Origin of the sequence: Comamonas thiooxydans (genome assembly GCF_002157685.2) — a bacterium.
GTDB lineage: Bacteria > Pseudomonadota > Gammaproteobacteria > Burkholderiales > Burkholderiaceae_C > Comamonas > Comamonas testosteroni_H.
In genome coordinates this window covers 5,136,991-5,150,683 of the sequence record NZ_AP026738.1, presented here as the reverse complement: position 1 = coordinate 5,150,683, position 13,693 = coordinate 5,136,991, and the positions used below count along the sequence as shown (strand labels likewise).

Annotated in this window: 11 protein-coding genes; all 11 read left to right on the top strand. The window is 63.7% G+C overall.

Annotated features, from left to right (window positions below):
- The first annotated feature begins 30 nt into the window (after positions 1-30).
- From ftsL to CTR2_RS23950, 11 genes are read left to right on the top strand one after another with little or no spacing between them, the layout of a single operon-like run.
- Complete coding sequence (ftsL, locus tag CTR2_RS24000) at positions 31-312, top strand: cell division protein FtsL (protein WP_087080416.1); 282 nt, start codon at positions 31-33, stop codon at positions 310-312.
- Positions 309-2,057 carry a peptidoglycan D,D-transpeptidase FtsI family protein gene (locus CTR2_RS23995; RefSeq protein ID WP_087080418.1) on the top strand — a complete coding sequence of 583 codons (1,749 nt, stop codon included), beginning with the start codon at positions 309-311 and terminating at the stop codon, positions 2,055-2,057. Before ftsL ends, CTR2_RS23995 begins: the two co-directional genes overlap by 4 nt.
- Positions 2,054-3,559: a UDP-N-acetylmuramoyl-L-alanyl-D-glutamate--2,6-diaminopimelate ligase gene (locus CTR2_RS23990; protein ID WP_087080420.1), complete on the top strand. Its 1,506-nt coding sequence runs from the start codon at positions 2,054-2,056 to the stop codon at positions 3,557-3,559. Before CTR2_RS23995 ends, CTR2_RS23990 begins: the two co-directional genes overlap by 4 nt.
- Positions 3,556-4,983, top strand: coding sequence for a UDP-N-acetylmuramoyl-tripeptide--D-alanyl-D-alanine ligase (locus tag CTR2_RS23985; RefSeq protein ID WP_087080421.1), 1,428 nt, complete (start codon positions 3,556-3,558; stop codon positions 4,981-4,983). The genes CTR2_RS23990 and CTR2_RS23985 overlap by 4 nt, the downstream gene beginning before the upstream one ends.
- Positions 4,974-6,152, top strand: a complete 1,179-nt coding sequence (mraY, locus tag CTR2_RS23980) for a phospho-N-acetylmuramoyl-pentapeptide-transferase (RefSeq protein WP_087080423.1) — start codon at positions 4,974-4,976, stop codon at positions 6,150-6,152. The genes CTR2_RS23985 and mraY overlap by 10 nt, the downstream gene beginning before the upstream one ends.
- Positions 6,153-6,157: 5 nt before the next feature.
- Positions 6,158-8,068 carry a UDP-N-acetylmuramoyl-L-alanine--D-glutamate ligase gene (gene murD, locus CTR2_RS23975; RefSeq protein WP_087080425.1) on the top strand — a complete coding sequence of 637 codons (1,911 nt, stop codon included), beginning with the start codon at positions 6,158-6,160 and terminating at the stop codon, positions 8,066-8,068.
- Positions 8,065-9,336 carry a putative lipid II flippase FtsW gene (gene ftsW / locus CTR2_RS23970; RefSeq protein ID WP_087080427.1) on the top strand — a complete coding sequence of 424 codons (1,272 nt, stop codon included), beginning with the start codon at positions 8,065-8,067 and terminating at the stop codon, positions 9,334-9,336. The genes murD and ftsW overlap by 4 nt, the downstream gene beginning before the upstream one ends.
- Entirely contained in the window at positions 9,333-10,418 is a 1,086-nt protein-coding gene (murG, locus tag CTR2_RS23965; protein WP_087080429.1) for an undecaprenyldiphospho-muramoylpentapeptide beta-N-acetylglucosaminyltransferase, read from the top strand. Before ftsW ends, murG begins: the two co-directional genes overlap by 4 nt.
- Positions 10,415-11,848 (top strand): UDP-N-acetylmuramate--L-alanine ligase, encoded by a 1,434-nt coding sequence (gene murC, locus CTR2_RS23960; protein ID WP_087080431.1) that lies wholly within the window; start codon positions 10,415-10,417, stop codon positions 11,846-11,848. Before murG ends, murC begins: the two co-directional genes overlap by 4 nt.
- Positions 11,845-12,816, top strand: a complete 972-nt coding sequence (locus CTR2_RS23955) for a D-alanine--D-alanine ligase (protein WP_087080433.1) — start codon at positions 11,845-11,847, stop codon at positions 12,814-12,816. Before murC ends, CTR2_RS23955 begins: the two co-directional genes overlap by 4 nt.
- Positions 12,813-13,622, top strand: coding sequence for a cell division protein FtsQ/DivIB (locus CTR2_RS23950; RefSeq protein WP_003068968.1), 810 nt, complete (start codon positions 12,813-12,815; stop codon positions 13,620-13,622). The genes CTR2_RS23955 and CTR2_RS23950 overlap by 4 nt, the downstream gene beginning before the upstream one ends.
- Positions 13,623-13,693 lie beyond the last annotated feature (71 nt).

Sequence of the window (13,693 nt, the reverse complement as noted above, 5' to 3'; positions counted from 1 at the left end):
CGCTTCGAGCATGGCTGCGGGAGGGCTGCCATGCTGCGCATAAACCTGCTGCTGCTGCTGGCGGTCATGACCAGCGCCATTTTTCTGGTGCATACCCAGTATGAGTCGCGTCGCCTGTTCACCGAACTGGACCGCGCCGAGGCCGAGGCGCGTCGTCTGGCGACCGACCAGCTGCGGCTGCAGGTGGAAAAGCGTGCTCAGGCCACGCCCCAGCGCATCGAGACCATGGCGCGCGAAAAGCTGCAGATGAAGCAGGCTTCTCAGGCCATTACGCAGTACGTGCATGAAACGGCTGCAGGAACTGCGCAATGACACGCAGCGTGCTCTATACCACCAGCCCTTTGCTGGCTTCGAAAACACCGCTGTGGCGCAGCAAGTTCATCGTGGCTGCGCTGGCGCTGGGTTTTGTGGGCCTGGGCGCGCGTGCTGCCTATGTACAGGTCTTCGGCAACGACTTCTTCAAGCGTCAGGGTCTGGTGCGCTTTGCGCGTACCCTGGAGCTACCAGCCAATCGTGGCCGTTTGCTGGATCGCAACGGCCTGATTCTTGCGTCCAGCGTGCCAGCGGCCAGTATCTGGGCCATTCCCGAGGACGTGGATCTGAAGGACCCTGAGGTCCAGCAAAAGCTCAAGGAAGTGGCGCGCCTCATGGACATGCCGCTGCGCTCCCTGATGGAGAAGCTGGATGTCGAGGACAAGACCTTTGTCTGGGTCAAGCGTCAGCTGGACTGGGATGTGGGTCAGAAGATCGTGGCGCTCAATATCAAGGGCATCTACAACCGCAAGGAATACAAGCGCCAATATCCCGAAGGGGAGTCTGCGGCGCATATCGTGGGCTTCACCAATGTGGAAGACCATGGTCAGGAAGGCATGGAGCTGGCGTTCGATAAGGAACTAGCCGGCAAGGCTGGCTCGCGTCGTGTGATCAAGGATCGTCTGGGCCGCGTGGTGGAGGGCGTGGGCGATGAAGTGCCACCGCAGGATGGGCAAGATATTCAGTTGTCCATCGACAGCAAGGTCCAGTACTACGCCTACCAGAAGCTCAAGCAGCAGGTGGAGTCGCAAAAGGCCAAGGCCGGCAGCGTGGTGGTGATGGATGCACACACCGGCGAGCTGCTGGCCCTGGCGAACTATCCCAGCTATGACCCCGGCCATCGCAAGAACCTGACGGGCGAGCAGCTGCGCAATCGCGCACTGACCGACACCTTCGAGCCCGGCTCGACCATGAAGCCCATCACCATTGCCACGGCACTGGAGCTCAAGCGCGTCAAGCCGTCCACCATCATCGATACCTCGCCCGGCCGCTATACGGTGACGGGTTCCACCATCACCGACACGCACAACTACGGCGCGCTGACGGTGGAGGGCGTGATCCAGAAGTCCAGCAACGTGGGTGCGACCAAGGTCGCGCAAAGGCTTTCGCCCCAGGAGATGTGGGAGTACTTCAGCGCCCTGGGCTTTGGCCAGAAGCCGCAGATTCAGTTTCCGGGCGCGGTCTCGGGTCGTCTGCGTGCCTGGAAGACCTGGAAGCCTATCGAGCAGGCCACCATGTCCTATGGCTATGGCCTGTCGGCATCGCTGTTCCAGATGGCGCGCTCCTACACCGTGTTCTCCAACGACGGCAATGTCATTCCCTCGACGATTCTGAAAACGAACGAGCCTCCTGTGGGCGTGCGTGTGATCTCCAAGGAAAACGCCGAGGCGGTGCTGCACATGCTGCGTCTTGCTGCCGGCCCAGGCGGCACCGGCCAGAAGGCTCAGGCCGAGGGCTACACCATCGGCGGCAAGTCGGGCACTGCCCGCAAGCAGGTGGGCAAGAGCTATGCCGCAGGCAAGTACCGGGCCTGGTTCACGGGCATTGCTCCCATCGACAAGCCGCGCATCATCGTGGCCGTGATGGTGGACGAACCGACGGCAGGTTCCTACTACGGTGGCACGGTGGCCGGTCCGGTGTTTGCGGACGTGGTTCAGCAGACATTGCGTTTCATGGGCGTTCAGCCCGACAAGGAAGTCAAGCCTCAGATCGTGGCTGCACCCGCTGAGGAGCCTGTGCTATGAGCACCCCCATTCAAATCCTGAACAATGCAGCCGAGGCCGTTGCCTGGCTGCGCAGTCGCGTGCAGGGTGACCTGCAGACCGATAGTCGCAAGGTCAAGGCAGGCGATGCCTTTGTCGCCTGGCCCGGAGCAGCCACTGATGGCCGAGCCTATGTGGGCAAGGCTCTGGAGCAGGGCGCCGCCGCCGTGCTGGTGGAGGCCGAAGGCTTGCAGGCCTTCGATCTGAGCGGCGACCGTATTGCCGCGCTCAAGGATCTGAAGGCCGCGACGGGACTGATTGCCGACCAATGGTTTGCACATCCCAGTGGCGAGCTCGACGTGCTGGCCGTGACCGGCACCAATGGCAAGACCACCACCGCCTGGTGGCTGGCGCATGCGCTCTCGAAAGTGACGCTGAATACGCGCACCGGTTGCGCGCTGGTCGGCACCCTGGGTGTGGGCGTTCCGCCTGCGCTGGAGTCGACGGGCATGACCACGCCGGACCCGGTGTTGCTGCAGCGCGCGTTCCGCAGCTACGCCGACCAGGGTCTTGCCGCCTGTGCCATCGAGGCATCGTCCATCGGCATCGTCGAGCACCGTCTGGACGGCAGCAAGATTCGCGTGGCGCTGTTCACCAATTTCACGCAGGACCACCTGGACTATCACGGCAGCATGGATGCCTACTGGCAGGCCAAGGCCCAGCTGTTCGACTGGCCCGGCCTGCCAGCGGCTGTGGTCAATATCGACGACGCGCATGGCGCCAGGCTCTGGGCCAGGCTGCAAGGCCGCGCCATGGATGTGTGGAGCGTTTCCATCCAGGGGCCGGCGCGCCTGCAGGCCAAGGACATCGGTCTGGGCGACGAGGGCCTGAGCTTTACCGTGCTGGAAGCCGGTCACAGTCTGCGCATGAACACGCGTCTGGTCGGCCAGTACAACGTCTCCAATCTGCTGGGGGTGCTGGCCGCCCTGCGTTGCCTGGGTCTGACGCTGGAAGAGGCTGTGGCTGCCTGCGCCCATCTGGAGCCCGTGCCCGGTCGCATGCAGCAGATCGTCAAGCCCGGCCTGCCTCTGGTGGCCGTGGACTATGCCCACACCCCCGATGCGCTGGAAAAAGCCCTGCGCGCCCTGCAGCCTGCAGTGCGCCAGCGCCAGGGCAAGCTGTGGTGCGTGTTCGGCTGCGGCGGTGACAGGGACAACAGCAAGCGCCCGTTGATGGGACAGGCCGCCCAGGCGAATGCCGACGGCGTTTTCGTCACCAGCGACAACCCGCGCAGCGAAGTGCCCGAAAGCATCATCGACCAGATTCTGGCCGGCATGCAGGCGGGCGAGACATTGCATGTTCAGGCCGACCGCGCGGCGGCCATTGCCCAAGCCATTGCCCGTGCCGATGCGCGCGATGTGGTGCTGATTGCCGGCAAGGGACATGAGGACTATCAGGAGACGAAGGGCGTGCGCCATCCGTTCTCCGACATGGCTGAGGCGCAGAAGGCGCTCGCAGCCCGCGAAGGAAAGATTCGGTCATGATGACCCTGGCAAAAGCGCTGGAGCTGATCCAGACGCATATCCCCCAAGCCCGCCTGGTCGGCAACGGCCAGCTGGAGCTGGCACGCGTGCACACCGATACGCGCACGCTGCAGGACGGGGACTTGTTCGTGGCCCTGAAGGGCGAGCGTTTTGACGCCCATGATTTTCTGCCTCAGGCGCAGGCCGCCGGTGCCGTGGCGGCCATTGCCAGCCACGGGCTGGAAGCTGCGGGCATGTCCGGCATCGAAGTGCCGGATACGCTGCTGGCATTGGGTGCGCTGGCGAGGGCCTGGCGTGCGCAGTTCGATCTGCCGCTGATTGCCGTGACCGGCAGCAATGGCAAGACCACGGTCACGCAGATGATTGCCTCCATCCTGCGCGCGCACGTGGGCGCGCAGGGCGAGGCAGCGCTGGCCACGCGCGGCAATTTCAACAACTCCATCGGCATGCCGCTGAACCTGTTGCGCATGACGGGTGCGCATCGCATTGCGGTGCTGGAGATGGGCATGAACCACCCCGGCGAGATTGCCGAGCTGGCTGCCATCGGCCAGCCCACGGTGGCTCTGGTCAACAACGCCCAGCGCGAACACCAGGAGTTCATGGGGACGGTGGAAGCCGTGGCGCGTGAGAACGGCTCGGTGCTGGGCTTTCTGCCCCGGGACGGCGTGGCCATCTTCCCCGCTGGGGATGAATACACGCCGCTGTGGACCGAGCTGAGTGCCGGTCGCCCCAGCCTGATGTTTGGCGAGGCCGCTGATGGGGCTCAGGTTTTTGCCTGCGATGTGGTCTGGGCCGACGGAGCCTGGAGTTTTGCGCTGAATACCCCGCAAGGCGTGGCTGCCGTGCAGCTGCATATTGCCGGCCGCCACAATGTGCGCAATGCACTGGCCGCTGCTGCCTGTGCCCATGCCGCCGGCGTGTCTCTGGCGGCCATTGCGCAGGGACTGTCCGGTTTCGAACCCGTGACGGGGCGCTCGCGCGCGCTGGCTGTGCAGATCAATGGTCAAGGCGTTACGGTGGTCGATGACACCTATAACGCCAACCCCGATTCCGTGGCTGCTGCCATTGCCGTGCTGGCCGAGCTGCCCGCACCGCAGTTGCTGGTGCTGGGCGACATGGGGGAGGTCGGCGATAACGGCCCGCAGTTCCATGCCGAGGCCGGCGCCCTGGCGCAGCAGGCTGGTATTGCCCATTTTTTTGCTCTGGGTGACCAGAGCGCGTTTGCGGCCTCTGCCTTTGGCAGTGGAGCTCAGCATTTTGATAGCATGGCCGCCCTTCAGCAGGCGGTGTGCGCAGTTTTACCCAAGGTAGGTAGCGTGTTGGTCAAGGGTTCGCGGTTCATGAAGATGGAGCAAGTGGTGCAGAGCATTGAGGCCTGCGCAGACAAGAAACAGGGCAACTGCGAGGAGGCCGCATGCTGCTGATGCTTGCTCAATGGCTGCAGGGTATCTCGCCGGAATTCGGCTTTCTGCGCGTCTTCCAGTATCTGACGCTGCGCGCCGTGCTGGCCGCCGTCACCGCCTTGCTGATCGGCCTGATCGTCGGTCCGAGGGCGATTCGCATGCTGACCGCACTCAAGATCGGCCAGCCCGTGCGCGGCTACGGCATGGAGACCCATCTGGTCAAAAGCGGCACGCCCACCATGGGCGGCGTGCTGATTCTGTTCTCGATTGCCGTGTCCACACTGCTGTGGTTTGACCTGTCCAACCGCTTTGTCTGGATCGTGCTGCTGGTCACGCTGGGCTTCGGTGCGATTGGCTGGGTGGACGACTGGCGCAAGGTCGTCAACAAGGACCCCGAGGGCATGCGCTCGGGCGAGAAGTATTTCTGGCAGTCCGTCATCGGCCTGCTGGCCGCCCTGTATCTGGTGTTCTGCATTTCCGAGAACAACAACGCCGAGGTTTTCGGCCTGTTCATCTCCTGGGTGCAGTCGGGCTTTTCCATGGACCTGCCGCCCAAGGCCGGCCTGATGGTGCCCTTCTTCAAGGAAGTCAGCTACCCGCTGGGCGTGCTGGGCTTCATCGTCATGACCTATCTGGTCATCGTGGGCGCCAGCAATGCCGTGAACCTGACCGACGGCCTCGACGGTCTGGCCATCATGCCCGTCATCATGGTGGGCACGGCCCTGGGCATCTTCGCCTATGTGACCGGTAACGCCACCTATGCGCGCTATCTGCTGTTTCCCAGCATCCCCGGCACGGGCGAGCTGATGGTGTTCTGCGGCGCCATGGCGGGCGCCGGTCTGGCATTTCTCTGGTTCAACGCACACCCCGCCCAGGTCTTCATGGGCGACGTGGGCGCGCTGGCGCTGGGTGCCGCTCTGGGCACGATTGCCGTGATCGTGCGCCAGGAAATCGTGCTGGCCGTGATGGGCGGCATCTTTGTCGCGGAAGCCATCTCGGTGATGCTGCAGGTGACTTACTTCAAGTACACCAAGAAGCGTTATGGCGAGGGCCGTCGTCTGCTGAAGATGGCGCCGCTGCACCACCACTTTGAAAAGAGCGGCTGGAAGGAGACTCAGGTCGTGATCCGCTTCTGGATCATCACCATGCTGCTGTGCCTGCTGGGCCTGTCCACCCTGAAGCTGAGGTAATCGCCATGCAAGACGAAGACCTCAAGCTCGACGATCAGCTTCTGCAGCCGGATGTGGATGCGGGAGAGGGTGCTATGCAAACGCAAGCGCCTATCGCTGATCTGCAAAGCATTTTAGATGGAAGTATGTCTGAAGTGATTCAGGAGCAAGCGCAAGAAGCTCCTGAAATGGAAGCGCCAGCCATCATCGCCAAGACGCTGGATGCCGAGCCGGTGCCCGATATCTCCACCTTGACGGCTGCCAGGGATGCGGCCGCCTTTGTGGCACAGATCTTTGCCGACCCCAGCATCTCCGATGCGGCCGATGCCGAAGTGACCGAAGTCGAGTCGCAGCCCGAAGCCGGGCTGGAAGAAGTGGTGGAGCTGCCACCTGTCCCCGTGCATTGGCCGCAAGGCGCAGCCCAGCACCTGCAGGGCCAGCGCGTGCTGATTCTGGGTCTGGGTATCTCGGGCATCGCCATGGCACGCTGGTGCGTGCGTGCCGGTGCCGACGTCACCGTGGCTGACACGCGCGAAGCCCCGCCCTATCTGCCTGCGCTGCAGGCCGAACTGCCCGGCGTGCGCTTTGTCGCCGGCGCATTCACGGCTGCTCTGGTCGATGGCCAGAGCCTGAGCTCCGTCTATCGTTCGCCGGGTCTGAGCCCGGCCAGCGTTGCTCCGGTCTTCAATGCCGCGCGCAGCATCGGCTTGCCCACGGGCGGCGAACTGGACCTGTTTGCCTTTGCGCTCAAGGGCCTGCGCGAAGCCCATGGCTATGCGCCCAAGGTGCTGGGCATCACCGGCACCAACGGCAAGACCACGGTCACCTCACTGACCGGTCAGCTGCTGGAGCATGGCGGATTGAGCGTGGGCGTGGCCGGCAATATCGGTCCTTCGCTGCTCGACACCCTGTCCGGTCGCATCGATGCCGAGACTCTGCCCCAAGCCTGGGTGCTGGAGCTGTCCAGCTTCCAGCTCGACGACTGCCGCGGCTTCGAGCCCACGGCAGCCACGGTGCTCAATATCACCCAGGACCATCTGGACTGGCATGGTGGCATGCAGGCCTATGCCGATGCCAAGGCCCATGTCTTTGGCGAACAGGCTCTGATGGTCCTCAACCGCGAAGACCCCGTCGTCATGGCCATGCTGCCCGCGCCCGTGGCGGTGCCCGGCAAGCGCGGTAAGACTTTCCAGCGTGCCCATGTCACCTTTGGCGGCGACATGCCGCGCCGCCCCGGCGACTTCGGTCTGGAGGTGGTCAACGGCATGACCTGGCTGGTGCGCGCCCATGAGGCCGACGAAACCAGCAAGGGCAAGAACGCAGACGATCTGCACATCGTGCGCCTGATGCCCGCCGATGCGCTGCGCATCCGCGGCCGCCACAACGCCATCAATGCGCTGTCGGCCCTGGCGCTGGCGACCGGCGCGGGATGCACGCTGGCACCGCTGCTCTACGGCCTGCGCGAATACCGGGGCGAGCCGCACCGCGTGCAGCCCGTGGGCCGGGTGGGCGATGTCGAATACTTTGACGACAGCAAGGGCACGAACGTGGGCGCCACCGTGGCAGCCCTCATGGGCCTGGGGCCGGACCACCGCATCGTGGTGATTCTGGGCGGTCTGGGCAAGGGCCAGGACTTCACGCCACTGGCCGCCCCCGTCTCGCGCTATGTGCGTGCGGCTGTGCTGATCGGCCAGGATGCGCCGCAGATTCGCGAGGCTCTGGGCGACACCGGCGTGAGCCTGGTCGATGCTGCAAGCATGCAGGACGCCGTGCAGCAGGCCGCGCGCCTGGCCCATGCCAATGATGCGGTGCTGCTCTCGCCGGCCTGTGCGAGCATGGACATGTTCAAGGACTACGCGGACCGCGCCCACCAGTTTGTGGAAGCGGTGCGCGAGCTGGCGCTGGAAGCCGGCCAGCAACTGGAGGACGGCGCATGACAGCCGCCTTCCTGACCAGCCTCTCCGGCCGCATGCGCTCGTGGTTCCGCAGCGCAGAGGAACGGCCCATCGACGTGCTGCCTGTGCGCGTAGGTGGGCCGCTGTACGACCGTCCCACCCGTACTCCGGCCAGTGTACTGGGGCTGGATCAGGCATTGATCTGGGTCGTCATCGCCTTGCTGTCCTGGAGTCTGGTCATGGTGTATTCGGCATCGATTGCGATGCCGGACAATCCCCGCTTCGGCAAGATCGAGCCCTATCACTTTCTGCTGCGCCACACCATGTCGATAGGCATGGCCTTTGTGGCCGCGCTGCTGGCTTTCCAGGTGCCCATGAATGTCTGGGAGAAGGTGGCGCGCAAGCTGTTTCTGATCTCCATCGTGTTGCTGATGGCGGTGCTGATCCCGCATGTGGGCACGGTGGTCAACGGCGCGCGGCGCTGGCTGTCGCTGGGCATCATGAACTTCCAGCCTTCCGAGCTGGCCAAGTTCTCCATCCTGATCTACGCGGCCGACTACATGGTGCGCAAGATGGAGGTCAAGGAGCGCTTCTTCCGCGCCGTGCTGCCCATGGGCCTGGCCGTGGTCGTGGTGGGCGTGCTGCTGCTGGCCGAGCCAGACATGGGGGCCTTCATGGTGATCGTCGTGATCTCCATGGGCATTCTGTTCCTGGGCGGCGTGAACGCGCGCATGTTCTTCATCATCGCGCTGCTGGTGGTGCTGGCCTTCGGCATGATCATCGCCACCTCGGAGTGGCGCCGCGAACGTATTTTTGCCTACCTCGATCCCTGGGATGAGAAGCATGCGCTGGGCAAGGGCTATCAGCTCTCGCATGCGCTGATTGCCATCGGGCGGGGCGAGATCTTTGGCGTGGGCCTGGGCCGCAGCGTGGAAAAGCTGCACTGGCTGCCCGAAGCGCATACCGACTTTCTGCTGGCCGTGATCGGCGAAGAATTTGGTCTGGTCGGCCTGCTGCTGATTGCTGCCGTCTTCTTCTGGTTGACCCGCCGCATCATGCTGATCGGCCGTCAGGCCATTGCGCTGGACCGTGTCTTTGCCGGGCTGGTGGCCGAGGGCGTGGCGATCTGGATGGGCTTCCAGGCCTTTATCAACATGGGTGTGAATCTGGGCGCCCTGCCAACCAAAGGTCTGACTCTGCCGTTAATGAGTTTTGGCGGTTCGGCCATTTTGATGAATTTGATTGCGATAGCTGTGGTGCTCCGAGTCGATTACGAAAACAAGCTGCTGATGAAGGGAGGTCACGCATGACGCTCCCCGTTCAGCAAAACAGGCAGCGCACCGCGCTGGTGATTGCCGGCGGAACCGGCGGCCATATCTTCCCCGGGTTGGCCGTGGCGCAGGAGTTGCGCGCGCGCGGCTGGAATGTGCACTGGCTGGGCGCGCCCGGATCCATGGAGTCGCGCATCGTGCCGCCGCAGGGCTTTGCACTGGAGACCATCGAGTTCGGCGGCGTGCGCGGCAAGGGCGTAAAGACATTGCTGCAGCTGCCCTTCAAGCTGAGCAAGGCCTTTGCGCAGGCGCGCAGTGTCGTCAGGCGTGTGCAGCCCGATGTGGTCATCGGTCTGGGCGGCTATCTCACCGTGCCCGGTGGGTTGATGGCTGCCCTGTCCGGCGTGCCCGTGGTACTGCACGAACAGAACTCCGTGGCCGGCATGGCCAACAAGGTCGTGGCCAAGGTGGCCAAGCGAGTGTTCACGGCTTTCCCCAAGGTATTTGCCAAGGGTGAATGGGTGGGCAATCCGCTGCGTCAAGCGTTTCTGGAGCAGGCCGAGCCAGCCCAGCGCTTTGCCGGCCGCAGCGGCCCGCTCAAGCTGCTGGTAGTGGGCGGCAGCCTGGGAGCCAGGGCGCTCAATGAGATCGTGCCCCAGGCTCTGGCCCTGATGCCCGCCGGGCAACGCCCCGTGGTGCTGCACCAGAGCGGAGCGGCACAGATCGATGCGCTGCGTGCCAACTATCAGGCTGCAGGCGTACAGGCCGAGCTGGCCCCCTTCATCGATGACACGGCCAAGGCCTTTGCCGATGCCGACCTCATCGTCTGCCGTGCCGGTGCCAGCACCGTGACCGAGATTGCCGCCGTGGGCGCAGCAGCGGTCTATGTACCGTTTCCGGCGGCAGTGGATGACCACCAGACCAGCAATGCGCGCTTTCTGGTGGACGCCGGTGGCGGTTGGTTACAGCCGCAAAGTACTTTGAGCGCCCAAGGGTTGGCGGAAATGCTACAAAATATGCAGCGTGCGACGCTGTTGGAGCGCGCTGAACTCGCGAAGAAAATGCAAAAGACTGATGCCACCGCGAAGGTGGTCGCCGCTTGTGAGGAGTTGGCAGCATGAAACACGCCATTCATCACATTCACTTTGTCGGTATTGGCGGCGCCGGCATGAGCGGTATTGCAGAGGTTCTGCACAACCTGGGTTACGCCATTTCAGGCTCTGATCTTGCCGACAGCGCCACGCTGCGTCGCCTGGCGGGCCTGGGTATCAAGACCTTTGTCGGTCACACGGCCGAGAACGTTGTTGGCAGCGATGCCGTGGTGACGTCCACGGCCGTGCAGGGCGACAACCCCGAGGTCCTGGCTGCGCGCGAGAAAAAGATTCCTGTGGTTCCCCGTGCGCTGATGCTCGCCGAGCTGATGCGTTTCAAGCAGGGCATCGCCATTGCCGGCGCGCATGGCAAGACCACCACCACCAGCCTGGTGACCAGTGTGCTGGCCGAAGCCGGTCTGGACCCCACCTTCGTGATCGGCGGCAAGCTCAACAGCGCCGGTGCGAATGCCAAGCTGGGCCAGGGCGACTACATCGTGGTCGAGGCCGACGAGTCCGATGCCTCCTTCCTGAACCTGCTGCCTGTGATGGCCGTCGTCACCAATATCGACGCCGATCACATGGAAACCTACGGTCATGACTTTGGCCGTCTGAAGCAGGCCTTTGTCGACTTTCTGCATCGCATGCCGTTTTACGGGCGCGCCATCCTCTGCGTCGACAGCCCTGCCGTGCGCGAGATCCTGCCCAAGCTGGCGCGTCCGGTCACGACCTACGGCTTTGCCGAAGATGCCCAGGTGCGCGCCGTGAACGTGTGTGCCGAAGCCGGTCGCATGCGCTTTACCGTGCGCCGCCAGAACGGCCAGAGTTACCCCGATCTCGAAGTCGTGCTGAGCCTGCCTGGCGAGCACAACGTGCTCAACGCCTTGTCTGCCGTAGCAGTGGCCATGGAACTCGAAATTTCCGACGAGGCGCTGCTGCGCGCCTTGGAGGGCTTCAAGGGCGTGGGACGGCGCTTCCAGCGCTATGGCGAACTGCCTGCTGCCAATGGAGGCACTTTCACCGTCATCGACGACTACGGTCATCACCCCGTGGAAATGGCTGCCACGCTGGCTGCGGCACGCGGTGCCTTCCCGGGGCAGCGCCTGGTGCTGGCCTTCCAGCCACACCGCTACAGCCGCACACGCGACTGTTTCGAGGACTTTGTGAAGGTCATCGGCAGCGCCGACTCGGTGCTGCTGGCCGAGGTCTATGCCGCGGGCGAGGCCCCCATCGTGGCTGCAGACGGTCGTTCCCTGGCTCGCGCCTTGCGTGTGGCCGGCAAGGTCGAGCCTGTATTTGTGGAAAACATTGCCGATATGCCGGCAGCCATCGCTGCCAATGCGCAAGCGGGCGATGTATTGCTGTGCATGGGGGCCGGATCGATTGGCGCCGTGCCTGGGAAATTGGTTGAAATGCTTCAGAAACAAGAGCTGGCTGCGCCCGCAGGGAGCGCGCAATGAGCATGTTTGGTACAAATATCGACGTGAAGGCACTGGGCAAGGTCGCCGTGCTCATGGGCGGTCGCTCGTCTGAACGCGAGGTCTCGCTGATGTCCGGCACTGGTGTGCTGGCCGCACTGCAGTCCAAGGGTGTCGATGCCCACAAGTTCGACCCCGCCGAACAGGGGCTGGACCAGCTCAAGGTGCAAGGCTTTGACCGCTGCTTCATCGCGCTGCATGGTCGCTACGGTGAGGACGGCACGGTGCAGGGTGCACTGGAGTTGCTGGACATTCCCTATACGGGTTCGGGCGTGATGGCTTCCAGCATCGCCATGGACAAGATCATGACCAAGCGCATCTGGCGCTTTGAAGGCCTGCCCACGCCGGACTGGCGCATGGTCGATTCGGCCGAAGCCACCCGTGACGCGTTGCAGGCCCTGGGCGCTCCCATGATCGTCAAGCCCGCACGCGACGGATCCAGCATCGGCCTGACCAAGGTGATGAATGCCGACGAATGCGCCAAGGCCTACGAGCTGGCGGCCCAGTACGACGCAGAAGTGCTGTGCGAGCAGTTCATTGCCGGTGACGAGACCACCTGCCCCGTGCTGGGCACGGGTGCCAAGGCCGCTGCGCTGCCGGTGATCCGAATCGTTGCGCCCGAAGGCAACTACGACTACCAGAACAAGTACTTCACAGATACCACGCAGTATCACTGCCCTAGCGGCCTGCCGGCTGCCGAGGAGGCAGAGATCCAGCGCATTGTGGAGAAAGCCTTCCGCACCCTGGGCTGCCGTGGCTGGGCGCGTGCCGACATCATGATTCGCGCCAGCGACCGCAAGCCTTTCTTGCTGGAGATCAATACCTCTCCAGGCATGACGGGGCATTCTCTCGTCCCCATGGCTGCGCGCGCTTCCGGCGTGAGCTACGAAAACCTGTGCCTTGGCATCCTGGCCATGAGCACGCTGGATGGAGAAGCGGAGCAGCCATGAACCGCAACCAGCCCACAGCCGTCGTCCCGTTCGACGTCAAGCTCATGAACATCACTGCCACGGTGATGTTCATGGGCTGCTTGACGGCGTGCGTGATGGCCGTGGGGTGGTGGTTGATGCGAACTCCGGCCTTCAATATCGGTCGCATCGTGGTGGAAGGCGAGCTGGTGCATAACAACGCCGTGACGCTGCGCGCCAATGTGGCGCCAGTGCTCAAAGGCAACTTCTTCACCGTGGACCTGAAGGCGGCCCAGCATGCATTCGAGCAAGTGCCCTGGGTGCAGGAGGCTCAGGTGCGCCGCGAATATCCGAACGGCTTGCGCGTTGCGCTCAAGGAGCATGTGGCCGAGGCCTTCTGGGGGGCTGAGACCGGTACCGGTCTGGTCAACAAGGCCGGCGAAGTGTTTGAAGCCAATCTGGGCGAACTGGACCGCGAAGGTCTGCCGCGTCTGCAAGGCCCCGAGGGCTCGGCCCCGCGTGTTCTGCAGATGTATCGAGCACTGGAGCCGGCCTTGAAGCCGCTTGATGTGGCGCTGGACAGCCTGACTCTGGATGCGCGTGGCAGTTGGACGCTGGTGCTGGACAACGATGCGCTGCTGGAACTGGGCGGCGGCACGACCGAAGACATATTGCAGCGCGTGCAGCGCTTTGTGCGCACGCTGCCTCAGATCACCTCTCAATACAAGCGCTCGGCTGCGGCACTGGAGTCTGCAGACCTGCGTTACGAAGACGGCTATGCCTTGCGACTCAAGGGCGTGACCACTGGAACCTCCGCGCCGGCAACTGCTGCCAGGGCCAGACGATAAGCGGGAGCAGGGGAACAGACATGCAAGGCGCACACAAAGACAAGACAGAACCTACCGGGGGCGGAAGCTGA

Excerpts from the sequence above, each read along its gene's own strand:
- ftsL (WP_087080416.1), top strand. The coding sequence starts at position 31 with ATGCTGCGCATAAACCTGCTGCTGCTGCTGGCGGTCATGACCAGCGCC.
- CTR2_RS23995 (WP_087080418.1), top strand. The coding sequence starts at position 309 with ATGACACGCAGCGTGCTCTATACCACCAGCCCTTTGCTGGCTTCGAAA.
- CTR2_RS23990 (WP_087080420.1), top strand. The coding sequence starts at position 2,054 with ATGAGCACCCCCATTCAAATCCTGAACAATGCAGCCGAGGCCGTTGCC.
- CTR2_RS23985 (WP_087080421.1), top strand. The coding sequence starts at position 3,556 with ATGATGACCCTGGCAAAAGCGCTGGAGCTGATCCAGACGCATATCCCC.
- mraY (WP_087080423.1), top strand. The coding sequence starts at position 4,974 with ATGCTGCTGATGCTTGCTCAATGGCTGCAGGGTATCTCGCCGGAATTC.
- murD (WP_087080425.1), top strand. The coding sequence starts at position 6,158 with ATGCAAGACGAAGACCTCAAGCTCGACGATCAGCTTCTGCAGCCGGAT.
- ftsW (WP_087080427.1), top strand. The coding sequence starts at position 8,065 with ATGACAGCCGCCTTCCTGACCAGCCTCTCCGGCCGCATGCGCTCGTGG.
- murG (WP_087080429.1), top strand. The coding sequence starts at position 9,333 with ATGACGCTCCCCGTTCAGCAAAACAGGCAGCGCACCGCGCTGGTGATT.
- murC (WP_087080431.1), top strand. The coding sequence starts at position 10,415 with ATGAAACACGCCATTCATCACATTCACTTTGTCGGTATTGGCGGCGCC.
- CTR2_RS23955 (WP_087080433.1), top strand. The coding sequence starts at position 11,845 with ATGAGCATGTTTGGTACAAATATCGACGTGAAGGCACTGGGCAAGGTC.
- CTR2_RS23950 (WP_003068968.1), top strand. The coding sequence starts at position 12,813 with ATGAACCGCAACCAGCCCACAGCCGTCGTCCCGTTCGACGTCAAGCTC.